The 25,520-nt window shown below is 46.1% G+C and carries 21 protein-coding genes; 11 read left to right on the plus strand and 10 right to left on the minus strand.

What is annotated here, in order from left to right; translation table 11 throughout:
• The first annotated feature begins 36 nt into the window (after positions 1-36).
• From cmoM to mukB, 4 genes are read left to right on the plus strand one after another with little or no spacing between them, the layout of a single operon-like run.
• Positions 37-828 (plus strand): tRNA uridine 5-oxyacetic acid(34) methyltransferase CmoM, encoded by a 792-nt coding sequence (cmoM, locus tag EXZ60_RS02870; protein ID WP_010319458.1) that lies wholly within the window; start codon positions 37-39, stop codon positions 826-828.
• Between the two features lie 2 nt (positions 829-830).
• Positions 831-2,168 (plus strand): chromosome partition protein MukF, encoded by a 1,338-nt coding sequence (gene mukF, locus EXZ60_RS02875; protein WP_194662791.1) that lies wholly within the window; start codon positions 831-833, stop codon positions 2,166-2,168.
• On the plus strand, positions 2,149-2,880 hold the full coding sequence (gene mukE, locus EXZ60_RS02880; protein WP_017044662.1) for a chromosome partition protein MukE: 732 nt from the start codon (positions 2,149-2,151) through the stop codon (positions 2,878-2,880). The genes mukF and mukE overlap by 20 nt, the downstream gene beginning before the upstream one ends.
• Positions 2,877-7,334 (plus strand): chromosome partition protein MukB, encoded by a 4,458-nt coding sequence (mukB, locus tag EXZ60_RS02885; protein WP_277435254.1) that lies wholly within the window; start codon positions 2,877-2,879, stop codon positions 7,332-7,334. The genes mukE and mukB overlap by 4 nt, the downstream gene beginning before the upstream one ends.
• A gap of 79 nt (positions 7,335-7,413) precedes the next feature.
• Here mukB and EXZ60_RS02890 read toward each other — a convergent pair whose 3' ends face one another.
• The 6 genes from EXZ60_RS02890 to EXZ60_RS02915 all read right to left on the minus strand — a co-directional run bounded on the left by EXZ60_RS02890 (position 7,414) and on the right by EXZ60_RS02915 (position 13,582).
• Positions 7,414-8,391: an alpha-L-glutamate ligase-like protein gene (locus tag EXZ60_RS02890; RefSeq protein WP_019282191.1), complete on the minus strand. Its 978-nt coding sequence runs from the start codon at positions 8,389-8,391 to the stop codon at positions 7,414-7,416.
• A 2-nt stretch (positions 8,392-8,393) separates the two neighbouring features.
• Positions 8,394-9,899, minus strand: coding sequence for an inactive transglutaminase family protein (locus tag EXZ60_RS02895; protein ID WP_013857063.1), 1,506 nt, complete (start codon positions 9,897-9,899; stop codon positions 8,394-8,396).
• Positions 9,900-9,913: 14 nt separating this feature from the next.
• A complete protein-coding gene (locus tag EXZ60_RS02900) occupies positions 9,914-10,666 on the minus strand; it encodes an ATP-dependent zinc protease (RefSeq protein WP_129532439.1) in 753 nt (250 codons plus the stop codon).
• A 139-nt stretch (positions 10,667-10,805) separates the two neighbouring features.
• Positions 10,806-11,777: a tRNA 5-methoxyuridine(34)/uridine 5-oxyacetic acid(34) synthase CmoB gene (gene cmoB, locus EXZ60_RS02905; RefSeq protein WP_277435255.1), complete on the minus strand. Its 972-nt coding sequence runs from the start codon at positions 11,775-11,777 to the stop codon at positions 10,806-10,808.
• A 94-nt stretch (positions 11,778-11,871) separates the two neighbouring features.
• Positions 11,872-12,615, minus strand: coding sequence for a carboxy-S-adenosyl-L-methionine synthase CmoA (gene cmoA / locus EXZ60_RS02910; protein WP_064625030.1), 744 nt, complete (start codon positions 12,613-12,615; stop codon positions 11,872-11,874).
• Between the two features lie 100 nt (positions 12,616-12,715).
• The gene (locus EXZ60_RS02915) at positions 12,716-13,582 is read right to left on the minus strand and encodes a DUF72 domain-containing protein (RefSeq protein ID WP_277435256.1); all 867 of its coding nucleotides are present in this window, start codon (positions 13,580-13,582) and stop codon (positions 12,716-12,718) included.
• 276 nt (positions 13,583-13,858) lie between these two features.
• Here EXZ60_RS02915 and aspS point away from each other — a divergent pair, with 276 nt between their 5' ends.
• Positions 13,859-15,634, plus strand: a complete 1,776-nt coding sequence (aspS, locus tag EXZ60_RS02920; protein WP_047690909.1) for an aspartate--tRNA ligase — start codon at positions 13,859-13,861, stop codon at positions 15,632-15,634.
• Positions 15,635-15,754: 120 nt separating this feature from the next.
• Positions 15,755-16,333, plus strand: coding sequence for a thymidine kinase (locus EXZ60_RS02925; protein WP_026027614.1), 579 nt, complete (start codon positions 15,755-15,757; stop codon positions 16,331-16,333).
• A gap of 83 nt (positions 16,334-16,416) precedes the next feature.
• Here the strand turns inward: EXZ60_RS02925 and EXZ60_RS02930 are convergent, their stop codons facing one another.
• Genes EXZ60_RS02930 through EXZ60_RS02940 form a run of 3 tightly spaced genes read right to left on the minus strand, consistent with a single transcriptional unit; the run spans position 16,417 to position 18,795 of the window.
• Positions 16,417-17,049 (minus strand): YdcF family protein, encoded by a 633-nt coding sequence (locus EXZ60_RS02930; protein ID WP_277435257.1) that lies wholly within the window; start codon positions 17,047-17,049, stop codon positions 16,417-16,419.
• The gene (locus EXZ60_RS02935) at positions 17,042-17,872 is read right to left on the minus strand and encodes an NAD(P)H-binding protein (protein ID WP_277435258.1); all 831 of its coding nucleotides are present in this window, start codon (positions 17,870-17,872) and stop codon (positions 17,042-17,044) included. The genes EXZ60_RS02930 and EXZ60_RS02935 overlap by 8 nt, the downstream gene beginning before the upstream one ends.
• A gap of 32 nt (positions 17,873-17,904) precedes the next feature.
• Positions 17,905-18,795 carry a LysR family transcriptional regulator gene (locus EXZ60_RS02940; RefSeq protein WP_277435259.1) on the minus strand — a complete coding sequence of 297 codons (891 nt, stop codon included), beginning with the start codon at positions 18,793-18,795 and terminating at the stop codon, positions 17,905-17,907.
• A 96-nt stretch (positions 18,796-18,891) separates the two neighbouring features.
• Here EXZ60_RS02940 and EXZ60_RS02945 point away from each other — a divergent pair, with 96 nt between their 5' ends.
• Positions 18,892-19,335 carry a PACE efflux transporter gene (locus EXZ60_RS02945; protein WP_094147084.1) on the plus strand — a complete coding sequence of 148 codons (444 nt, stop codon included), beginning with the start codon at positions 18,892-18,894 and terminating at the stop codon, positions 19,333-19,335.
• 63 nt (positions 19,336-19,398) lie between these two features.
• Here the strand turns inward: EXZ60_RS02945 and EXZ60_RS02950 are convergent, their stop codons facing one another.
• Positions 19,399-19,632 (minus strand): TIGR02647 family protein, encoded by a 234-nt coding sequence (locus tag EXZ60_RS02950; protein ID WP_010318620.1) that lies wholly within the window; start codon positions 19,630-19,632, stop codon positions 19,399-19,401.
• Between the two features lie 302 nt (positions 19,633-19,934).
• Between EXZ60_RS02950 and focA the strand changes: the two genes are divergently transcribed.
• From focA to torA, 4 genes are all read left to right on the plus strand, one after another.
• On the plus strand, positions 19,935-20,789 hold the full coding sequence (gene focA, locus EXZ60_RS02955; protein WP_026028023.1) for a formate transporter FocA: 855 nt from the start codon (positions 19,935-19,937) through the stop codon (positions 20,787-20,789).
• A gap of 640 nt (positions 20,790-21,429) precedes the next feature.
• A complete protein-coding gene (torE, locus tag EXZ60_RS02960; RefSeq protein WP_010318622.1) occupies positions 21,430-21,606 on the plus strand; it encodes a trimethylamine N-oxide reductase system protein TorE in 177 nt (58 codons plus the stop codon).
• A gap of 51 nt (positions 21,607-21,657) precedes the next feature.
• Positions 21,658-22,842: a pentaheme c-type cytochrome TorC gene (torC, locus tag EXZ60_RS02965; protein ID WP_026028833.1), complete on the plus strand. Its 1,185-nt coding sequence runs from the start codon at positions 21,658-21,660 to the stop codon at positions 22,840-22,842.
• Between the two features lie 24 nt (positions 22,843-22,866).
• Positions 22,867-25,329: a trimethylamine-N-oxide reductase TorA gene (torA, locus tag EXZ60_RS02970; protein WP_017044673.1), complete on the plus strand. Its 2,463-nt coding sequence runs from the start codon at positions 22,867-22,869 to the stop codon at positions 25,327-25,329.
• Positions 25,330-25,520: the final 191 nt, after the last annotated feature.

A 25,520-nucleotide genomic window follows, 5' to 3' on the forward strand; every position in this document is an offset into this window, starting at 1 on the left:
ATAGCAGCACGATTCGCTATCATAACTCAAGCCACTGTGACTGAAGACCGGAATTTCGACGATATTGCCCACAAATTTGCAAAAAACATATACGGCTCTGACAAAGGTGAAATTCGTCAAGTCATTGTTTGGCAAGATCTTGAGCAACTGCTCGCTTTGTTGAGCAACCACCCAAAACCTTTGCAAGTGCTTGATGCGGGCGGCGGTTTGGCACAAATGTCACAAAAAATAGCCAAGCTTGGACACCAAATCACGCTGTGTGATTTATCCTCTGAAATGCTTCAACTTGCGGAACAAGAGATCCGCAAAAATGGTCTGCTTGAGCAGTATCGGTTGGTACATTCCCCCGTGCAATCCATCCAATCGCACCTTAGTGCGCCAGTGGATGTGTTGTTGTTTCACGCGGTGATGGAATGGTTAGCCGAGCCAAAACCCGCATTGCAGAATTTGTTAGCTCAAGTTAGGCCAGGTGGTATGGCATCAATCATGTTCTATAACCATCATGGCTTGGTGTACAAAAATGTTGTCTGTGGCAACATTCCCCATGTATTGGAGGGTATGCCGCATCGCAAGCGGTTTAAGCTCCAGCCTCAGCAAGGGCTAAAACCTGAAGAAGTGTATCAATGGATCGAAGAATCAGGATTTGAGATTTGTGGAAAATCGGGCATCCGATCATTCAGTGACTATATTGGGAATGTGAAAAATATGGGTGACTACCAATATGAAGATGTACTGGCACTCGAACAACAATTATGTAGACAAGAGCCGTACCTCTCGCTAGGTCGATACATTCATGTATGGGCGAAAAAGAAAATAGAGCAGGAATAACAATGAGTGAGATGACTCAGAACGCTGCACAGCAACCTATTGATGAATTGGTTAGCTGGGTAAAGCAGCATGATTTCTCATTGAACCTGACGACAGAACGACTGGCGTTCCTTATTGCCATCGCAGTATTGAGTAACGAAAGGTTTGATGAAGAATTAGGTGAAGGTGAGTTACACGATGCGTTTGCCATCGTAACTCGCTTATTTGAAGAAACCGGTGAAGCCTCCGCGTTTCGTGCCAATAATGCGATCAATGAGTTGGTAAAACAGCGCTTAATGAGCCGCTTCACCAGCGAGATGACTGATGGCGTTAGCATTTACCGTTTATCACCGTTGGCTATTGGTATTACGGACTACTACGTCCGCCATAGAGAGTTTTCCAAGCTGAAGCTCTCAATTCAGCTTTCTATGGTCGCCGATGAAATGGCAAAGGCGATTGAAGCCGCGAATAAAGGTGGTACCTCAGGGCATTGGAAAAAGAACGTCTACGGCGTATTAAAATACTCGGTAGGGGAAATTTTTGATCGTATCGATTTAAACCAACGTGTGATGGACGAGCAGCAGCAATCGGTCAAACTGCAAATCGCAGAGTTGCTGAATAAAGATTGGCGTGAAGCGATCAACAACTGTGAATCGTTATTGTCTGAAACCTCTTCAACGCTGCGTGAACTGCAAGACACTTTACAAGCGGCGGGGGATGAGCTGCAAACGCAAATTTTGGATATCCAAGAATTGGTTTATGGCGAAGCTGAACTCGAATTTATTGAAGAAATCCTGTTTGGATTACAGATGAAACTTGATCGCATCACCAGTTGGGGACAACAAGCGATCGATCTCTGGATTGGCTACGACCGACATGTCCATAAATTCATTCGTACCGCCATTGATATGGACCAAAACCGAGCGTTTAGCCAGCGTTTACGTCAATCACTGAGCGACTATTTTGACGCGCCTTGGTATCTCACTTATGCCGATGCTGAGCGTTTAACCGACCTTCGTGATGAAGCTCTCGTCTTAAGAGATGATGAGGTGATGGGGCAAGTGCCTCCAGAAGTGGAGTACGAAGAGTTCCAGCAAGTCAATGATGAGCTCTCCTTGCGTATCGGCAGCATGCTCAAAGGTCATAAAGATCAAGGGATGCCAATTGATTTAGGACGAGTACTGAGAGACTACCTCGCCACTCATCCCCATACACATCATTTTGATTTAGCGCGAATTATTGTTGATCAAGCGGTGAGGCTTGGCTACTCAGAGCAAGATTACCAAGCCATCCAACCTGACTGGCAAGCGATCAACGATTTTGGTGCAAAGGTACAAGCAAATGTCATCGACAGATATTAATGAATACATGCCAGAAAATCTGGCTAAAGCGATTTCAAATCCTTTATTTCCTGCTCTAGATAGCCAGCTTCGAGCTGGGCGTCATGTTTCTAGTGATGATTTGGATAATCACACCTTTTTATTGGATTTTGAGCCCGATTTAGCGCTGTTTTACCAACGCTATAACACCGAATTAGTCAAAGCGCCGGAAGGCTTTTTTTACCTGCGTCCTCGTTCTACTGCTTTAATCAATCGTAGCGTGCTGTCTGAGTTGGATATGCTGGTCGGCAAAGTGCTCTGTTTTCTTTATTTGAGTCCTGAACGCCTTGCGCACGAAGGCATCTTTACTAATCAAGAATTGTACGAAGAGCTACTGTCTCTGGCCGATGAAAAAAAACTGATGAAGCTCGTCACCAACCGAGCCAGCGGTTCAGACTTAGATAAAGAAAAGCTGTTTGAAAAAGTGCGTACCTCACTGCGTCGTTTACGTCGTTTGGGGATGATCATCCATTTAGGTGATACCAATAAATTCCGCATTAGCGAAGCCGTATTTCGTTTTGGTGCCGATGTGCGCATTGGTGACGACATGCGTGAAGCGCAACTGCGTTTGATCCGCGATGGTGAAGCGGTTGTCCACGCCCAAGAACCGAATCAAGGCAGCTTGCTGGATAACGAAGACGAGATTGAAGAACAAAATGTTAACGAGCAAACAGAATGGGAAGGTGAAGCATGATTGAGAGAGGTAAATATCAATCGCTAACCATGATCAATTGGAACGGCTTTTTTGCTCGTACTTTTGATATTGATGGATTAGTTACCACCTTGTCAGGCGGTAACGGTGCGGGCAAATCAACCACCATGGCGGCATTCATCACCACCTTGATCCCAGATCAAAGTTTGCTCCATTTTAGAAACACCACCGAAGCGGGCAGCTCACAAGCGTCTCGCGATAAAGGCTTATACGGTAAACTGCAAGCGGGCGCATGTTACGCCGCGTTGGATGTAGTGAATTCACGCAAACAGCGTTTACTGTTTGGCGTTAAGCTACAACAGGTGGCGGGGCGCGATAAAAAAGTGGATATCAAACCGTTTGTGATTCAAGGCTTGCCAAGCCATGTTAAACCAACCGATGTGCTGATTGAAAACGTCTCAGACAACCACGCGCGCGTGCGTCAACTCAATGAAGTGAAAGAGATTGTCGCGAAAATTGAAGGGGCGCATTTTAAAGCGTTTAGCTCCATTGTCGATTATCACGCGCAGATGTTTGAATTTGGCGTGGTGCCGAAAAAACTGCGTAACAGTAGTGACCGTTCAAAATTCTATCGCTTGATTGAGGCTTCTTTATACGGCGGTATTTCCAGTGCCATTACTCGCTCGTTGCGTGATTATCTGTTGCCACAAAATGGTGGTGTGAAGAAAGCATTCCAAGATATGGAATCGGCGTTACGTGAAAACCGCATGACGTTAGAAGCGATCAAAACCACGCAAGCGGATCGCGATCTCTTCAAGCACCTGATTACCGAATCGACAAATTACGTGGCCGCTGATTACATGCGCCACGCCAACGATCGCCACAATAAGCTAGAGCAAACGCTCGCGTTGCGTAACGAGTTATTCGGCTCTCGCCATACATTGATTGAGCAAAATCGATTACTCAATCAAGTTCAAGAAGAGCTTGAGCTGCTGTTAGAGCAAGAATCTACCTTAGAGCAAGATTACCAAGCCGCTTCTGATCACTTGCAACTGGTGCAAAACGCACTGCGTCAGCAAGAGAAAATTGAACGCTATCAAGAGGATTTGCAAGAGCTCACTATTCGCCTTGAAGAGCAGATGATGGTGGTGGAAGAGGCGCAAGAGCGCGTCATGATGGCTGAAGAGCAAGCGATTATCTCTGAAGATGAGGTCGATAGCTTAAAGAGTCAATTGGCCGATTACCAACAAGCATTAGATGTTCAACAAACGAGAGCCTTGCAATATCAACAAGCCGTACAGGCGCTCGATAAAGCCAAACAATTGCTAAATGATGATCAGTTAACACCAGAGCGTGCCCAAGCGCAGGTTTCTGATCTCAAGCATCAGCAAGACGCTAACACCACCACCTTATTAGCGTTAAAGCATAAATTGGACATGTCTTCGGCCGCGGTCGAACAGTTTGAGCAGGCACTGAAACTGGTGCGCAGTGTGGTGGGTGAAGTGCCTCGTCACGATGCGTCTCAGCATGCAAAAGCCATCATGCAGCAAGCGCGTAACGCCCAGCAAATTAGCCAAAATGAAGCACAGTGGTATGCACAGCAGCGAGATCTGGAACGCCGCTTAAATCAGCAGCAAGTGGCGCGTCAGTCCGTGGTTGAATACCAAAAGCAACACCATATTGACTTGCACGATGAGCTAACACTAGAGCAAGAGCGCGAGCGCCATGCCGCTCTGATTGAATCGCTGGAATATGAACAAGAAGTGCTGCGTGAACAGCGCAGTGAGCAGCGCCGTACCGAGCAAGATAAACAGGCTGAAATTCAACGACTGGAATCGATCGCTCCTACTTGGATTGCTGCCAACGATGCATTGCATACTTTACGCGAACAAAGTGGTGCAACATTAGAAAATAGCCAAGCTGTGATGGCGCAGATGCAACAAGTGCTTGAGCAAGAAAAAGCACAATCAATCGCTAAAGATAAGCTGGCAGAACGTCGCGCGCAGCTTGAAAACGAAATCGAGCGCTTGGCGTCTCCTGGTGGTTCAAATGATCCTCGCTTGAAAGGATTAGCGGATAGCTTAGGCGGCGTTTTACTGTCTGAAATTTACGATGACATCACGATTGACGATGCACCTTATTTCAGTGCCATGTACGGCCCGGCTCGCCATGCGATTGTGGTTTCGGATTTATCTGGCATCAAAGAGAAGCTGGTCGAGCTTGATGACTGCCCAGAAGATCTGTACATCATTGAAGGGGATGTCGATGCCTTTGATGATAGCTCGTTCAATGCTGACGAATTGGAAGGAGCGGTATGTGTTCAGCTCAATAACCGCCAAATGCGTTATTCTCGTTTACCTGAGATCCCACTCTTTGGCCGCGCCGCGCGTGAACAACGTTTAGAGTTACTGCGTAACGAGCGCGAAGAAGTGGTGGAAGAGCACTCGAAAGCGGCGTTTGATTCACAAAAACTGCAACGTCTATACCACAGCTTTAACCAATTTGTTGCTTCACACATCCAAGTTGCTTTTGAAGCCGATCCAGAACAAGCGTTGCAAGCTGCACGTGAGCAACGCAATCAACTGGTCCGTGTATTGGCTGAATTGGATGCAAAAGAACAGCAGCAACGCAACCAGTTACAGCTAAGCAAACACGCGTTAACGATGCTCGATAAGCTGGCTCCTAACATGTTGCTCATTGAAGATGAGGCATTGCAAGCACGTTTCGATGAAGCTGAGCTGAACATTAATCAATTGGCGGAAGCGAAAGCGTTTTTAAGCTCGCACGGTAAAGCCATCGCGGAGTTAGAGCAGCTTGCTTCAGCGCTTGAGGTTGACCCGCAGCAATTTGATGCACTCACTGCACAATATCAGCAAGCGGATCAGGCTCTTCAGACATTGAAAGTGCAGATCTTTGCACTCTCAGACGTGATTGAACGCCGCCACTATTTTAGCTATTCCGATTCGGTTGCTCTGCTCAGTAAAAGTAGCGAGCTAAGTGAGCAGCTCAAAAACAAATTGGTTGAGGCAGAAAGCGCCCGTACCCGTACTCGTGATGAGCTCAAACAGGCTCAAAGCCAAATGAACCAATATAACCAAGTGTTAGCGGCCTTAAAAAGCTCGCATCAAGCTAAGTTGGAAACGGTTCAAGAGTTCAAGCAGGAGCTACAAGAGTTTGGTGTGCATGCCGATGAAGGTGCGCAAGAGCGTGCTGAACGTCGTCGTGATGAATTGCAACAGCGTCTGCATGCCTCACGTACCCGTAAGAGCGAGTATGAACGTACACTGACCGCAACTGATCTTGAAATGAAAGCATTAGTTAAACGGTTGAAAAAGGTGCAGAAAGATTATCAAGATCTGCGCACATTTGTGGTGAATGCAAAAGCAGGGTGGTGCTCTGTATTACGTTTGGCGCGTGATCACGATGTTGAGCGCCGCTTGCATAAACGTGAGCTGGCGTATCTATCGGCCGATGAACTGCGTTCCATGTCGGATAAATCGTTGGGCGCGCTGCGTTTAGCCGTCGCAAACAATGACGACCTGCGCGATGCACTGCGTTTGTCGGAAGATAACGCACATCCAGAACGCAAAGTTTTGTTCTACATCGCCGTGTATCAACATCTGCGTGAGCGTATTCGCCAAGACATCATTCGCACTGATGATCCTGTTGAAGCGATTGAAGAGATGGAAGTGGAGCTTGCGCGTTTAACTGAAGAGTTGACTCAACGTGAAAACCGTTTAGCGATCAGCTCTGAATCGGTGGCCAGCATCATCAAAAAAACCATTCAACGTGAGCAAAATCGTATTCGGATGCTCAACCAAGGTTTGTCTAACATTAACTTTGGTCAGGTGAAAGGCGTTCGCCTTAACGTGAAAGTACGCGAGAGCCATGAAATCCTACTCGCGGGATTATCTGAAAAACAGAGTCAGCATAAAGATCTGTTTGAGAGCACTCGTTATACCTTCTCCGAAGCGATGGCGAAATTGTTCCAGCGTGTTAACCCACATATCGATATGGGGCAACGTTCACCGCAAGTATTGGGTGAAGAGCTATTGGATTACCGTAACTACTTAGAGTTGAGTGTTGAAGTAAATCGCGGATCCGATGGCTGGTTGCAAGCGGAATCGGGCGCGTTATCGACTGGTGAAGCGATTGGTACTGGGCAGTCTATTTTATTGATGGTAATTCAAAGTTGGGAAGAGGAATCTCGTCGTCTACGCAGTAAAGACATCGTTCCATGCCGTTTACTGTTTTTAGATGAAGCGGCGCGTTTGGATGCCAAATCCATCTCAACCTTGTTTGAACTGTGTGAGCGTCTGGACATGCAACTCTTGATTGCTGCGCCAGAGAACATTAGCCCTGAGAAAGGCACGACCTATAAATTAGTGCGCAAAGTGTTTAAAGATCACGAACACGTTCATGTGGTCGGTCTGCGAGGTTTTGGTCAAACTGAAAAACCAAAATCAGAAGCACAGCAGATGGCCGAAATGCTGTAAGCATCGCCTCCATCGCTAATAAAAAAGCCCAATACTCCTGATAGAGATTGGGCTTTTTAGTGATTAAATTTGGTGAGAGTTACTCGCTTAACTCACCAGAGCCGAATTGCTTAGCGGCATAAGCCACGCGTTCTTCTGGGCTAGGGTAGATAAGTTGCGATCCTAAACTTTCGATATGCTGCAAACGTGGCAGCAGCCCTGCGCCATTCGCTATCTGGATAGCAAGCCCTGGGCGAGCGTTCAGTTCAAGTACCATTGGTCCTTCTTCTTTATCCAACACCATGTCGGTTCCCATATAACCAAGGCCGGTCATTTCCCAAGCACTAGAGGCTAAGGTGAGTAGCTTTTTCCAATGTGGTACTTGCAACGTTGAGAGATCTTTGCCGGTATCTGGGTGCTCAGTGATGGGTAAATTAAACTGCACGGCTCGTACGGCTTTTCCTGTGGCAATATCAAGACCTACACCAACAGCGCCTTGGTGTAAGTTGGCTTTACCATCAGAAGCCGAAGTCGAAAGGCGCATCATCGCCATGACGGGGTAGCCCTTGAAGACAATAATGCGTACATCAGGCACACCTTCATAGCTAAAGCCTTCGAAACAATCGTCGAACTTAATCAGGTTTTCAACCACAGCCACATCATTTTTACCGCCTAGCGAAAATAGTCCTGCCAAGGCATTACTAATATGGCGCTCAACATCTTGCTGGTTGATGGTCGCACCAGAAGGTTTAGTGTACACACCATCCTTGTGCGACATAATCACTAAAATGCCTTTACCACCGCTTCCGCGCGCAGGCTTTATCACAAAGCCTGGCCACTCTTTAACCATGGCATGGATCGACTTCACATCCGCTTGATTACTGATCACACCAATCAGTTTTGGCACAGTACAACCCGCACGTTGCGCAATCAATTTGGTTTGTAACTTATCATCAACCAATGGGTATTTTGAGCGATCGTTATAGCGACCAATGTAGCTATGGTTACGCTTGTTCATGCCCATAATGCCTTTACGGCGTAGCTTAAATGGAGAAGTGTATTCGGATAATGAAAACATCTTTACTCCTCGGCTAACGGTTTAAAGCGGCGAAGTTCAGTTAAACGGTAGCCCGTATAGGTTCCCAATAGCAGAATGGCAGCCAATACGATCAGCTGTAAGCCAATAAAATTAAAGGTTAGGTGTTGGACATAAGAGTTAGTCATTGCTAAGTAGATTAAGATGGAAGTAAAGAGCGAGCCGCCACCTTGTAAAATCACCTCTTTTGCTCCTTCTTCTTCCCACAGAATCGACATACGTTCGATGGTCCAAGAGAGAATGATCATCGGGAAGAAGGTAATGGATAACCCTTCGGTCAGCCCGATCTTAAAGGCAACGACGGTAAAGACAGAGATGATGAGTATTACCGCAATGATGACCGCCGATATCCGTGCTACCAGTAGCAGGTTCAATTTCGATAAATAGCTACGAATGATCAAACCTGTTCCGACGATAAGCAGAAAGCCCACGATACCCGTCAGTAATTGAGTTTGAACAAACGCCACGGCGATCAGTACCGGCATGAAAGTACCTGAGGTCTTTAGCCCAATAATCACCCGCAAGAACACCACAATTAATGCGCCGATAGGAATCAACATGATGGTCTTGAACATCGCTTGCTCTTCAAGCGGCAAACTGTGAATAGAGAAGTTTAAGAGTTTGTCGGCCTCAATTTTATTATTGGTTGCTGTTTGAGGTGAAACATCTTGAGACAGCATAGTGAAGTGAACTTGGCTGTTTTGCCCACCCGTGACATCCAGCAGTGAAACGTTGGATTCATCCCAAACCAGTAGGTTAGGGTGGTTGGGCTGCGTACCCGTTTCAGGGTTAAAAAGTACCCACTGATCGCCATTCCATATTTCGTTCATGTGTTGAATCGTTTGACGGCGGCGACCATCTTCGAGCTGAATAACACCAACGACTTTATTGGGAATTTGAGAGTATGACAGCAGTTTTTGTGTGGCGTCCACTTTGCTCATTTTATTAAGCAGCAAAGAGGCGTTTTGGCTATCGGCGTCATTGAGGTTTTTAATCAGTTCGCGGGTAAAAGTGATGTTATCCGCCGAGCGTTGATTCGCTCGTTCAATTAATGCGATAGCCGCTGCTTCTTCTGGGCCATCAAAGGTTGGCTTAACCACATCACCCATCGGGGGGATAGGGTCCGCTTTCGCTTGAGGATCGACTAAAAATTGGCTTTTGTAGTAAATCGTTTGTGGGCCAGTTGCTTTGCGGATTGACCACTCAACACGTTTGCCCGTGTCAGTAGTAACGTAAGCTACGCCATAACCTGGTGATGATGACGATTCATTGATCAAAGTATATCCATCTTGAGTATGAGGCGCAGCTAAAGAGACTTTGGCTTCTTTGCCTAACGCATTGAATTCAACACGTGCTTCAATATCCCAAATTTGGCGAGTTTCCCCGGGTGTCCATGGCACCCCATAAGTTTGGTGGCGAACTACACTCAATGTAATGCCAGCCGCTATCAGTAACAAGACTGATAGATAAAATGGAACTCGTGACGTCATAAATATCCTTGCTGTTATTTGGTTTCGGTGTGGATGTATTTGCGACTGACATCGACTAGGGCGATATCACGAATAAACTCGCGGCCTAGAAGGATAGGATGGCTCATTTGAGAGCGATCAGCCAAGGTGAACTGTGCTTTTTCGTGAATACTGCCTAATTTTACCCACAGCTCAACAACGGCTCTGCGTTCCATTTCTTCATTGGTCGATTGGCGAATTTTAACGTAGCGAATAATAGGGGATTCTATCCAGTTCGTTTCATCTGTTGCTTTCTCACCATCGGAAAGGTGGAAACGCACCCAGTTCTTTCCGTTACGCTCAAATTCTTCAATATCAATGGCATTAAGCGAAGAAGTCGCGGCTCCTGTGTCAACACGCGCGTCAAATGTTTGTTTGATCGAATCAATCGTTACCTTTTCAACTTCACCTAAAATAACGTCATAGCGTGATTTTTGAATAGAGGTTGTAGCGACTGGAATTATCACATCATCATTACTGGTTGCTTCTACACGTTTTTGTTGGTTATTGGTCGTGGTCTGCTTAAGTTTGGTCAGTTTTTGATCGAGCTTTGATATTTGGTTTTCAAGGCTTTCAATGTAATCATTCTGGTTACTTAGCTGAAGCTCAAGGTTGGTCATTGTGTTGCTGAGGTTTGATTCGGCAGTTTGAATCGCTGCGAGGGTAGCTTGGTGGTATTGTTCACCATTGGTTAGAGTGCAACCTGACAGTAAGGCAATGGCAATGACGGGGGCTACAGACTTAAACATTTGCGACCTTATGTGTTTGTAATGAATACGGATAAACCGAAGTTTAGCTAACAAAATTTAGCTGATAAAAAAGGATGCGTACGGCATCCTTTGACAAGGGTAGTATTATACGCATAGCCAAGCGTTAAAACTGTGTCAATTATAGTTTTTTTGCTACCAAAATAGCGCGTCGTGGTGCGGGATACCCTTCTACGGTTTTGCTTGGGTCGTTTGGGTCAAGATAGTCGGGCAATGAGTTGTGCGTCATCCATTGAGTTGTTCGTTGTTCATCAACAGAGGTGACGCTTTCATCAACGATACGCACGTCACCAAAACCACATTTCTCAAGCCACACTTTGAGCGCTTTGGCGGAAGGGAAAAAATAGACGTTACGCATTTGTGCGTAGCGGTCGACAGGGACCAACACCGCATTTTCGTCGCCTTCAATCACCAGCGTCTCAAGAATCAATTCGCCCCCTGTGACCAACTGATTTTTCAATTGGATCAGATGATCTAGCGGTGAGCGGCGATGGTATAGGACACCCATGCTAAATACGGTATCAAAGGCGTTCAATTCGGGTAACTGTTCAATGCCTAGTGGCAGAAGATGAGCACGTTGGTCATCACCCAATAGTTTACGCACCGCTTCAAACTGCACTAAAAACAGGTGCGAAGGGTCGATACCCACACACAGGCGAGCACCTTCGCCAAGCATACGCCACATGTGATAACCATTACCACAGCCGACATCCAGCACGGAGCGGTCTTTCAGCGGTGAAATGTGGGGCAATACGCGGTCCCATTTCCAATCGGATCGCCACTCAGTGTCGATATGGATACCGTGTAAGTGATAGGGGCCTTTGCGCCAAGGATGAAAAGTTTTAAGCAAACTTTCTAATTTCTTCTGTTCGCCGAACGTCAGCGGTGTGCTATTTGAGAGAGTGACTGACTGTTTGAGCTCGATCAGCTCAGGTGTGCCCGAGGGGATTTTATTTAACGCACGAACCCAGCGGTCAAAGTCGCCATGCTCTGCATTTTGCCAGTCCGTCAACTGTTGTGGCAAAACGTTTAGCCAAGGTTGAAGACGGGTATCTTGAGCGATCAGTTGATAAAAATTGGCAAAGTTAAACATGCAAAGCGTATTCCTAGATGAGGTAAAAAGATCCTAGATAAATGGCTGGTCAGGTTTTGGGCCTTCTAGGGAAAAGATCTAAAATGTCATTCTATTATTTGATAGCGAACATCGAACCAAAGTTGAAACACTGGAACCACACTTCATAACTTGAAAAGCCAATGTGTTTAAAGCGAGCTTTATGTGTTGTGATGGAGTCTGGGCGCATCACATTTTCAATCGCACTGCGTTTTTGACTGATTTCTAATTCGCTGTAACCATTGGCTCGCTTGAAATCATGGTGAAGGTCAATTAGCAGATCATGCGCCGTTTCATCTTCAAAAATGTACTTTTCAGATAAAATCAGTATGCCACCGGGGCGAAGACCCACGTAGATTTTTTCAAGCAGTGCGAGCCTATCTTCTGGCGATAGAAATTGCAGCGTAAAATTGAGCACTACCACTGAGGCATCACGAATTTCAATCTCACGAATGTCGGCCTCAATCACCTCGACAGGCGTATCCGAACGATAGGCGTTAATGTGCAGCTTACAACGCTCCACCATGGCAGGTGAATTATCAACCGCTACAATTTTACAACCTTCTTGGCGAATATGACGACGCATCGAAAGCGTAGCCGCGCCTAAAGAGCAACCCAAATCGTAAATGGTAGAGTGTGGCTTAACAAAGCGTTCAGCTAACATGCCGATTGCCGAAATAATATTGCTGTACCCCGGCACAGAGCGCTGAATCATATCAGGGAAGACTTCAGCAACTCGTTCATCAAAGGTGAAATCACCAATCTTATCGATTGGGGCAGAAAAGATGATGTCTTTATGATGGCTCATGGTGTACCTCATGGCGGCGCGCAACAAGCAGTGCTGACGGCTGCACTACCTTAAAAAAGGCGCACATTCTAAGAGAAAAGTGTGCGCGTGTCATTAACCTCGCACGCGATCATCAAAATAGGGTGATTTGGTGTTGGTCATCTTGGGCTGGAAATGTTGTCAATGTAGGTAATGTGAGTCGTTGTTGCAGCTGTTGGTATAGCTCGGTGGCTAATAATGGGGCTTCAATATTGTCTGGCGTGTGGACCATAAGATAAGGTTGTTTTCCTTGTTCGATCCAATGTGGCAGTTTGGTCATCCACGCTTCAAAAAAGGGGTAATTGGCCTCTAATTCTGGGTGGCCGATAAAACGGATCATCGGCGTTTGTGCCGTGGCAATGGCGTGAACAGGGACTTTAGGTTTCTTTTTCTGAGCATCAATGATGACGTCGGTCGTCGGTTTGGCCGAAAAGATAGGACGACTATCCATAATGATTCGATCAATCGACGATTCAACTAACCATTGATTGAGCGCTTTTTCAGCTTCTCCCTTAGCAAAAAACTCAAGGTGCCGCACTTCAACACCCAGTGGAAAACCCGCGGGAAAATAGGCGCAGAATTTTTTCAACTGTTCTAAGTGCTGTGGGCCAAAAGTAGCTGGCAGTTGGATGGTCCATAATCCTACACGAGAGTGTAGAGGCTCCATGAGCATCATAAAATCTTTTAACTGATCTTGGCAGCCAGTGAGCTTATGTTCGTGGGTAATAGCTTTGGGCAGTTTGAACGTAAACCGAAAATCATCATGAGTGGCGGCGCGCCAGTTCTGCACTGTGTTCATGGAAGGTGACGCATAGAAAGTAGTGTTGCCTTCTACGGTATGAAAAACCCTCGCATACTTTTCAAGACGCTGCGCAGCAGGCGTTCCCGCGCCGTAAAACGTACTTTGCCAGCCCGCGTGTGACCACATGGTAAGGCCGAGTCGTAGTGGTAAATTCATCATACTGACCTTTTATCCATTACTAAAAATAAATACTCTACGAGAGTTTTGATGATTTTGGTATTTTAACGCTATAATCAGCCGCAATTTCTCAGCGGTGTTGCTATTTTGGTTGATTATTGATTTAAAAAGCAGCAACCCTTGATAAAACACAACAAATTGTATTCTGGAAGGTCGATTTTGCACATCTTTCAGCGTATAAATGGAACTTTGCGCTGCTCAGATAATGACGCTGAGCGGCTTAGAATTGATAACTAATTAGAGATTGGGAAATTCATTATGCGTAGCCATTATTGTGGTCACCTGAACAAGTCCCTCGCAGGACAAACTGTGGAGTTGTGCGGCTGGGTTAATCGCCGTCGTGATTTAGGCGGTCTTATCTTTATTGATATGCGAGATCGTGAAGGCATCGTTCAGGTGGTGGTTGATCCAGATATGGCGGATGTATTTGCAGTAGCTAACCAACTGCGTAATGAATTCTGCATTAAGCTAACTGGTGAAGTACGCGCGCGTCCAGAAAGTCAAATCAATAAAGAGATGGCGACTGGCGAAGTAGAAATTCTCGCGAGTGGGATTTCGATTATCAACCGCAGTGATGTTTTGCCACTGGATTTCAACCAAAAGAACTCAGAAGAGCAACGTCTAAAATATCGTTACTTAGATCTACGCCGTCCAGAAATGAGTGATCGTATTAAGCTGCGCGCTAAAGCGTCTAGCTTTGTACGCCGCTTCCTTGATGAACACGGTTTCCTCGATATTGAAACGCCAGTTTTGACGAAAGCAACGCCGGAAGGGGCTCGTGACTACTTAGTGCCAAGTCGTGTGCACAAAGGCAGTTTCTATGCACTTCCTCAATCGCCACAACTGTTTAAACAGTTGCTGATGATGTCAGGCTTTGACCGTTACTATCAAATCGTAAAATGTTTCCGTGATGAAGATTTACGTGCTGACCGTCAACCAGAATTTACTCAAATTGATATTGAAACGTCATTTATGACGGCCGACCAAGTGCGTGAAGTGACTGAAAAAATGGTTCGCAATATGTGGCTTGAGTTACTAAACGTTGATCTAGGCGATTTCCCTGTGATGCCATACAGCGAAGCGATGCGTCGCTATGGTAGCGACAAGCCGGATCTGCGTAACCCACTGGAATTGGTTGATGTTGCAGACCTTGTAAAAGATGTGGATTTCAATGTTTTCTCTGGCCCAGCTAATGATGCTAAAGGACGCGTGGCGGTTATTCGTGTACCGGGTGGCGCGGCATTAACTCGTAAGCAAATTGATAGCTACGCTGAGTTTGTTGGTATTTATGGCGCGAAAGGTTTGGCGTGGATGAAAGTCAATGACCGCGCCGCTGGCTTAGAGGGTGTTCAATCTCCGGTCGCGAAATTCCTTTCGGCTGACATTGTGGAAGGTATTTTACAACGCACTCACGCTGAGTCTGGCGACATCATTTTGTTTGGTGCCGATAAAATAAAAGTGGTGACTGAAGCCTTGGGTGCGCTGCGTTTGAAATTGGGTAAAGATCTGGCGATCACCAATGAAAATTCATGGGCTCCACTATGGGTTGTTGATTTCCCGATGTTTGAGGAAGATGACGAAGGTAACTTGCATGCTATGCATCACCCATTTACCGCGCCACTTAACTTAACCGCGCAAGAGCTGCAAGCCAACCCAGCGGTTGCAAATTCAAATGCTTACGACATGGTACTAAACGGCTATGAAGTGGGCGGTGGCTCGGTGCGTATTCACAATGCTGAAATGCAATCTGTGGTGTTTGATATTTTAGGTATCGATGCGCAAGAGCAACAACTGAAATTTGGCTTCCTATTGGATGCGCTGAAATTTGGTACGCCACCACACGCAGGCCTTGCATTCGGTCTTGACCGTTTGGTGATGCTGTTGTGTGGTACGGAAAATATTCGCGATGTGATTGCCTTCCCTAAAACAACCGCAGCCGCTTGTTTGCTAACGGATGCACCGAGTCTGGCTAACCCAGCGTCGCTCGAAGAGTTGGCGATTGCGGTGACGGTCGCAAAAGAAAAAGCGCAATAAACGCAACGGTAACAGGGTGGCGCAAGTCACCCTCTTTTTTGCCCCCGCGTAGGGTTATCCTTTTTTATTTGAGTGAACCTTGTTCTCTCGCCAATTGACTTAGTGACAGGAATCTCTCTTTTGGCTCAAATGTATTTCTATTACTCTGCGATGAATGCAGGTAAATCAACCACTCTTCTACAATCTTCTTTCAACTATCAAGAGCGTGGTATGACGCCCGTGATCTATACCGCTGCCATCGACGACCGCTATGGTGTTGGTAAAGTAAGTTCAAGAATAGGATTGGAATCAGACGCCCAGCTTTTTACTGCTGAAACGAATTTGTATGATGAGATCAACGCACTGCACGAGCAACAAAAGCGTCACTGTATTTTGGTTGATGAGTGCCAATTCTTAACCAAAGAGCAAGTTTATCAATTGACTGAAGTGGTCGATAAAATCGGCATTCCGGTACTGTGCTATGGCTTGCGTACCGATTTTTTAGGTGAGCTATTTGAAGGGAGTAAATATCTACTTTCTTGGGCCGATAAGCTGGTGGAATTGAAAACAATTTGTCATTGTGGCCGTAAAGCGAACATGGTCATTCGTACCGATGAACATGGAGTGGCGATTGCCGAAGGTGATCAAGTCTCTATTGGTGGTAACGATAAATACGTGTCGGTATGTCGTCAGCACTATAAAGAAGCCTTGGGTAAGTAAATTCATTACTTCTGCGCCTTGAACAAATTATTCGATAGGGAGGTTTAAGCCTCCCTATCTATTTTGTATGCCCACAACTTGTGTTACCACTCAAATTGACTCAGAACTTGGTAAGCAAGTGTCACATCGTCTGGGATCGGTTGCTCAATCTGAAATCCTTGTGCTGGGTAGTCGCGGACTCGCACAAAATCGTCTAATAGTGCACTCAGTACAACATCAACGGTGAAATCCTCATCAAGATAATCGAAAAATGTTTCTCCGCCAGAGGTCACCATCAATGACTCAAATGGGGCTGGCCACTGCTGAACAAATGTGGCGTAGGCACGACGTTCCATGAAGGGTTTTTGAACCACAATAATACGTTGCGCAGTGATCGATTTTTCTCCCAATAGATGGTGACTAAATCGTACATTTTCTCCAGAGTGAGTCGCCTCTTTTTCCAGTAAAATCGCGTGGGTTGGTACGCCACAATCTGTGGCTATGTCAGCAAAGGTTTCTGCTTCGCTTTTAGCAAATTTACCCTCAGTAAAACGCCCTTGTCCGCCAGAGAAAAGAAGGTAGGGAGCCAGATTTTGTTGGTACAAATGTGCAGCATACTCAGCCACGCGCAAATCATTGCTGCAAAACACCATAATGATATCGGCCGCGACGAGCTCATGCTTCATCTGCATGTACTGCCACAAGGTTTCAATGTGTTGGTAGAGATGTTTACTCATTCAGTGCCAGTGCCTCTAACGTGTGTGAATAATGAAATTGATAGCCCAATTGGCTCAGCTTGTCGCTTAAGATGCGTTTGTCTGCAATATCGACAATTGGCGGCAATGGTGAGTCTAGCTCGGCGGCCGCCAACGCGGCTTGATAAAACTCAGCTTTACTCACGGTTTGTGGTGTGGTGGCGTTAACGACCTGTTTGGAGAGTTTTTCGCTGGCAAAAATCAGTGCACCAATGGCGTCTTTTTGATGCAACATATTAGCTGGTGCAAGCTGGCTGACTTGCGCCAAACGCGCTGCAAATCGTGAGGGATGACGGTTTGGTCCGATCAAGCCACTACAGCGTACAATGACATAATCTAGCCCTGAATCGATAACGTGTTGCTCGGCTTGTAACATGATTCGTGCTCCTTCACTGAAGTTTGAGTCATTTTGCGCCAGTGACAAGGAGGCATCCTGTTCGCTCATTGGTTGTGCAGTGTCAGGATAGACGCTGGTTGAGCTGACCATGACGATTTTACGCACATTAGCCAGCTTTGCTTGCGCGACTAAATGCTGCCACTGCTGCGCATACTCTTGCCCTCTTCCCTTGCGAAAACCGGGTGGAAAGCTACCTATCACAATCTCACTTTTTTGAGCAATAAAGTGCTGCGATAAACTTTGGTCGCGCAGAGAAAGATCGCATACAAAGCCTGTGATGCCATGTTGCGTTAACTCAAGCATTCCTGCCGTTTGGGTGCGGCTGGCGTAGACTTGGTGGTTTTCGGTAAGAGCTTGCGCTAGAGGAAGGCCTAGCCAACCTGCGCCAATGAGGGTAATGGTGCTCATAAAATGTACATCCTGTATTGATTGTATGCCGATCAGGCATCGGTGAGTGGACTAAGCTGGCGCAACAACTGCCTGACCATTTTATGGATAGGATCGGCGCTCATGCGCTGGTGCTGAATGACATCAATATTGGTATACCAAGCCAGCTGTTCAAACTCAACAGGGACACGCACTAATTTCCCCATCGCTTGTTCACTTTCGGCTAAATAGCTTGGCAGCAAACACCATCCTAAACCGCTTAACGCCATCTCTAATAATAGATAGTAGTTATCGGCGTACCATATCTCGGGGCTAAAGGCTTGATGGAAACTGCTGGTTTTATGGCTGCGTGAGCGGATAACGAGTTGGCGATGCAATCTTAGCATATCGATATAGGGCGCTTGATGCTGAGCTAATTCATGCTCTGCGGCCACATAAACATCAAAACGGATTGAACCGACATTTTCAAAATCAAGGTTATTCGGTAAGGCCAATTCACTGAAGATGATCCCACAGCTAGCGCGACCTTGTTCCACCATCTCAATCACATCGGTACTTGATGCACTTAAACATTCAATTTCAATGTGTGGAAACTGTGTGGCTAACTGTTTGAATAAATGGGTTAACCCTTGTAACGGGATCCCTTCATCCATCGCGAGCGAAAGCTGTTGATTGGGTGATGAAGCAAGCAGTTGTGCTTGTTGCGCTAAGCGTTGATGTTGCTGCAACGTCGCTTGCGCATACGGTAGAAGTCGCTCGCCTTGCGCGGTTAATCGTGGATAACGGCCGGAGCGATCAAACAGTTCTACACCGCAATCAATTTCTAAATTGATGATGTGTTGGCTAACGGCCGATTGAACTTTGCCCAACTGTCTTGCCGCGCCGGAGAAAGAGCCACTCTCAACGGTTGCGGTGAAGGCTTGCAACTGATCAATACTCAACATATCTCATTTACCGATACTATCTAACTTTTTAGTATCTTCAATATAGATGAAAATGAGCCCATTCAACACCTCAGACGAAGAATAAAGAGGAGAAAAATGATGTCAATGAGAGAGCTGTCGATGAAAGAGCGCCTTTTCCATGCAATAACGTTTGAAGTGACCGCATTAGCGTTAATTATTCCAATTTCCGCATTGGTGACAGGACAGGGAACGGGGGATTTAGCCATGATAGGTATTGGTTTGAGCCTATTTGCCGTAGCGTGGAACTATCTATACAACGTTTTGTTCGACCGAGTGTTTGGTACCAACCGATTAGCGCGTACGGTTAGCTTACGCTTGTTACACACGACCGGTTTTGAAGGTGGGCTCGTCTTTATTTCTATTCCGGTGATCGCTTGGGTTTTAGACGTATCGATGTGGGATGCATTGATTTTGGAAGCTGGGTTTCTGACCTTTTTCTTTATCTACACCACACTGTTTAACTGGGGATATGATCGAATTCAGCCCTATCAACGTTGGATTGAGCCAATGGCCAAATAAAGAAGGGCGGTTTTTAAGGGGACAAGGCAGCCAGCAGAGTCATGGCTGCCTTTGCAGGCTAGACTAAGAGTTCAAAACGCGCAGCACGCGCTCTGCATGCTCGGCCACTTCGATGCCTTCATCCGTCAAATAGCCACCATCAGGTAATGTACACAGACCTTTTTCGTAAAGACGTTGAACGGCGGATTGCATGTCGTCAGACGCATCATTACGGACTTTAATGCCAGTCGCAGCGCTGCTTAAATCAAATTGGAGGAGTAGATTGAGCTCGGCGATATTTTGTTGAGTAAATTTCATCTCGACACCTATATAGTGAATGATTTTTTGTCACCATAGATGGCAGCGCTGTTGGCTGCAATCAGTTGTTGTAAGAAATGTTATCTGCAACCAAATTGGGGATATTTCACACAGTTATATTCATCATTGGCTTGCAAGAGAGTGGCTATCTATAGACGCTGGATATGGGCTATCAATAAATTTTTATGATTTTCATCACGCTAAACACATTTTTTGTAAACATAGAAAATAGCTCTTGAATTGTCATAGGAATGGAGCGATTATCCGCGCCTTATATAACTTGTTTCAAAATGTTACTTGCCATGAACTTAAACCAATTTGATTCCCTATTGCCACCGCAAATGGCAGAGCGCGCCGCAGAAACTGGCGTTGGAAAAGCGACGAAAGATCCGATGAAGTCTTTCCTTCTTGCCATTTCTGCTGGCATTCATATCGGTATTGCTTTCGTTTTTTACACTACAGTGACGACAGGAACTGGCGATATGGCTTGGGGTCTGAGCCGTTTTATCGGCGGCTTTGCGTTTAGCTTAGGTCTTATTCTGGTGGTGGTCACCGGTGGTGAGTTATTCACTAGTTCAGTGCTGACTTTGGTTGCACGTGCGAGTGGCAAAATTTCTTGGAGCATGTTGATTAAAAACTGGGTCATCGTCTATTTTGGCAACCTTGCTGGTGCGCTGATGCTTGTCGCTTGTATGCTAGTTTCCAAACAATATATGTTTGATGGTGGCCAAGTTGGCCTCAATGCGATGGCCATTTCTCAGCATAAATTGCATCACGAGTTTATGCAGGCAGTAGCGCTTGGCATTATGTGTAACGTGTTGGTGTGCGTGGCGGTCTGGATGACTTTCAGTGGTCGTACCTTGACTGACAAAATTATGGTGATGATTTTACCTGTCGCCATGTTTGTCGCCGCGGGTTTTGAGCACTGCATCGCTAATATGTTCCAAGTTCCGATGGCAATTGGTATCAAATATTTTGCACCCGCTGAGTTTTGGCAGATGACGGGTGCCAATATTGCCGACTACGCAGACCTTAACTTAATGGGTTTTTTGATCAATAACCTATTACCCGTGACGATTGGCAATATCATCGGTGGGGGGGTTTTTGTTGGCATTTGGTACTGGTTAATTTACCTTCGAGATGGATCTCACGAATAACTCCTTATTGAAGAGATGATCTTAGAAGCGGCTTTAAGGGCCGCTTTTTGTTGTCATCTCTAAACCATCACCTTAGGTGGTGTTGACTGCTTCTGCTAGTGTTTATTCACTATTTATACCTTTAAAACAGCTTATCCACATTTTCTGTGGATAAGCTGTTTTAAAGCCAGTGTGTAAGATCAATTCTATCAAGAAGTGCACAAAAACCCAGCAGTGGGCAGTGCATCATGCACTGAAGTGGGGCGAATATAATACCGATTCCTGAGCGGTGATCGACATCTAACCATCCCTCATCTTATTAACAATGGCGTTACATTTCGGTTGTCATTTGAGCGTTTTGCGGGAAGAAATTCGCACCTCAATCCTATCTTGCAATTCATTTTGTTTCTTTTTTGTTTCTTGTTTAACGTTTATGAAAAGAAATTAAATTGACACAACTACTCACATTTCTATACATAAATTCTTAATCAAACACAACTCCGTGTGAGCTCAAAAAAGTAGTGGATTCCTTGCTATATAAGGTAGGAATCGATTGAACCCTACAAAGAGTATGGTCTAACATTTCGTATCAGAAATGGTAATAAGCTGAGCTCTGTCGTCGAGCTGCTCAAAATGACTGAAATACAAAACAGGCAAATGTATGAGTGATGTTAATAAAATAGAGAGTAATGAGAAACGTTCGCTTGAGTGGAAGTCTTTCCTCTTAATCACAGTGGTTCTCTTTCCGATCTTAAGTATCGCCTTTGTCGGCGGTTATGGATTCATTGTTTGGATGCTGCAAGTGTTCCTCTTTGGTCCTCCTGGTGCGCACGGTTAATTCCACGGTTCACCCGTAATCCTTTTGATCGAAAATTTAAGAGAGCGAATCATGAAATCATTGTTAGTCAAAATTTGGCGCACTATGACTCGTCCAGCCGTGCACATCAGCCTTGGTGTGCTCACGATGGGCGGTTTTATCGCCGGTGTGATTTTCTGGGGCGGTTTTAATACTGCACTGGAAGCCACCAACACAGAAGCATTCTGTATCAGCTGCCACACAATGCGCGACAACGTTTATGTTGAGCTGCAAGAAACCGTGCACTGGAAAAACCATTCAGGCGTACGTGCCACTTGCCCAGACTGCCACGTACCACACGAATGGACCGCTAAAATTGCGCGTAAGATGCAAGCCTCTAAGGAGGTATTTGCGCAAGTTTTTGGTGATTTAGGTACCCCTGAAAAATTCGAAGAGCGCCGTATTGAATTGGCCAAGCATGAGTGGGAGCGCTTTTCAGCCAACAACTCATTGGAATGTAAAAATTGCCACAATTACGATTCGATGGATTTCGAACAGATGTCGGCAACCGCGCGTATTCAGATGAAACAAGCAGCGGAAAAAGATCAAAGTTGCCTAGATTGCCATAAAGGGATCGCCCACAACCTGCCTAAAAATATGGATAGCTCAGGTGGACTGATTGGCGAGCTAGAGCAGTTGGCATCTAAAACCGATTACTCGGTCGGCAAGCAAGTGGTGAGCGTTCGCTTCTTACCTATTTATGAAGATGCGCAAGCTCAAGTGGAAGCAGGCCTTCTGAACCCAGCATCGGCAGTCACGGTATTGGATGAGAAAGGCGAGATGATTCAAATCGAAATTGATGGTTGGCGTAAAGCAAAAGGCTTTGGTCGTGTGATCCAAGAAGATTTTGGTATGAACATCGCTGTGGGCTCCTTGATGAAAGAAGCGGCACAAAATGATGCAATCGTCACTGTTGGTGAAAAGCGTGTCGATGATCTCACCGGTCTACCTTGGGAAAAAGTAAACGCGAAAGTGTGGATGAAAAAACAAGCCATGCTCGATAGCGTGGATCCAATTTGGGAAAAAGCGGGTGAGGCCTATAAAACGAACTGCTCTGTCTGTCATAGCCAACCGGATGAAGCGCATTTTGATGCGAATACTTGGCCGGGCATGTTTAACGGCATGATGGCATTCGTCAACTTCGACACAGACAGCGAAGCGTTAGTCTTGAAGTATCTACAAAAACACTCTTCAGATTTTGCTGAAGGTCACCATTAATCCACGTCAAACGGAGTTTTAAATATGGCGATTACACGAAGAAGTTTTCTTAAAGGTGTAGCAACCACCAGTGCGGCGTCGGTTATTGGGCCAAGTTTATTGGTCTCGACATCGGCTAACGCGGCAGAAACAACAGGCAGTTGGAAAGTATCAGGCTCTCATTGGGGTGCATTTCGCGCACATGTGTATGGCGGAAAAGTACAATCGGTCAAGCCGCTAGAGTCAGACACGCACCCCACTGATATGCTCAACGGAATCAAAGGCATTATCTATAGCCCATCACGAGTGCGTTACCCAATGGTTCGCCTTGATTGGCTCAAAAAACATAAATACAGCGGCGAAACACGTGGCAACAACCGTTTTATCCGCGTCACTTGGGATGAAGCGTTGGATCTGTTTTATCGTGAACTTGAGCGTGTACAAAAAGAGTACGGCCCTTGGGCGCTGCATGCAGGACAAACGGGTTGGAACCAAACGGGGTCATTTCACAACTGTACAGCGATGATGCAACGCGCTGTAGGTATGCACGGTAACTTCATCACTAAAGTGGGTGATTACTCAACAGGTGCAGGCCAAACCATTCTTCCTTACGTGTTAGGTTCGACAGAAGTGTATGCCCAAGGAACCTCTTGGTCGGAAATTCTTGAGCATTCAGACAACATTGTTTTGTGGGCGACCGACCCGGTAAAAAACCTGCAAGTTGGCTGGAACTGTGAAACGCACCAATCCTTTCCTTATCTTGATCAGTTGAAAGAAAAAGTGGCGAAAGGAGAGATCAACGTTATTTCGGTTGATCCAGTCAAGAATAAAACCCAGCGCTTCTTAAACAGTGACCATTGGTACATTAACCCACAGACCGATGTGGCGTTTATGTTGGCGGTGGCGCATGTGTTGTATAACGAAGATCTGTATGACAAGGCGTTCATCAAAACCTATTGCTTAGGATTTGAACCTTTTATTCAGTACGTTCAAGGCGAAACGAAAGATAAGATTGTTAAGTCGCCAGAATGGGCCGCCGAGATTTGTGGCGTAACAGCCGATAAGATCCGCGAATTTGCACGTATGCTCGTTAATGGCCGAACTCAGTTACTGTTTGGTTGGTGTATTCAGCGTCAAGAGCATGGCGAACAGCCTTACTGGGCTGGTGCGGTTGTGGCTGCGATGGTTGGTCAAATTGGCCTGCCAGGCGGGGGGATCTCCTACGGGCATCACTATTCTGGCATTGGGGTCCCATCAACCGGTTTTGCCTCGCCCGGCGGTTTTCCACGTAACCTAGATACGGGTTCAAAACCGAAATGGGACAACGAAAACTACAACGGCTACAGTAAAACGATTCCTGTTGCCCGTTGGGTCGATTGTTTGCTAGAGCCGGGTAAAGAGATCCGCTACAACGGTTCGAGCGTAAAATTACCTGATTACAAAATGATGGTTATTTCAGGCAACAACCCGTGGCATCATCACCAAGATCGTAACCGAATGAAGAAGGCGTTCCGCAAGCTTCAAACCGTCGTCACGATCGATTTTGCTTGGACGGCGACTTGCCGTTTCTCCGACATCGTTCTTCCTGCCTGTACTCAGTTTGAGCGCAATGATATCGATGTATACGGTTCTTATTCGGGCAAGGGTTTGATTGCCATGCACCGCTTGGTTGACCCTCTGTTCCAATCGCGTACTGACTTTGAGATTTTCACTGAATTGACGCGTCGCTTTGGCCGCCATGAAGAGTTCACACGCGGCATGGATGAGATGGAGTGGGTCCGTTCGCTCTATGACGAGTGTAAAAAAGCCAACGCGGGTAAGTTTGATTTACCAGAATTTGAACAGTTTTGGCAGCAGAGCGTACTGGATTTTGGTGAAGGCCAACCTTGGGTTCGCCACGCCGATTTCCGTAAAGACCCTGAGATAAACGCATTGGGTACACCGTCTGGCTTTATCGAGATTACGTCACGTAAGATTGGGCGTTATGGCTATGAACATTGCCAAGATCACCCGATGTGGTTTGAAAAAACCGAGCGTTCGCACGGCGGTCCGGGTTCAGATAAGCATCCATATTGGTTACAATCTTGTCACCCAGATAAGCGTTTGCACTCACAAATGTGTGAGTCAGAAGAGTATCGCGCGACCTATGCTGTCAATGGCCGTGAGCCCGTGTATATCAACCCAATCGATGCGAAACAAAAAGGCATTAAAGCTGGGGATTTAGTTCGCGTATTTAATGATCGCGGCCAGCTATTAGCTGGTGCCGTTTTAAGCGATGGCTACCCGCGCGGCGTGATCCGCATCGAAGAGGGGGCGTGGTATGGCCCGTTGAATGAAAAAGAGGGAGCTATTTGCACCTATGGCGATCCAAATACACTCACACTCGATGTCGGCTCATCTGAGCTGGCGCAAGCCACTTCAGCCAATACTTGCATTGTCGATTTCGAGAAATTTACTGGTAAAGTACCACCAGTGACGTCATTCGGTGGACCAATCGAAGTGGCGTAATTCCGTCATTAGCTCAACGAAACGCCAGCAAACATGCTGGCGTTTTACTTGTCACATCCAAACTTGTACCTTGGGCGTTCTCATTGTTGAATAAAACAGCATACGGAGCCACGTCAAAGAGAAAACGTGATCAAAACAACTTACATGCAACGCGAATTCATTAGACACTGCCAGAACAACAATTTGTACTT

Source organism: Vibrio sp. 1151_11, assembly GCF_029478525.1.
In the GTDB taxonomy this organism is placed as follows: Bacteria; Pseudomonadota; Gammaproteobacteria; order Enterobacterales; family Vibrionaceae; genus Vibrio; species Vibrio anguillarum.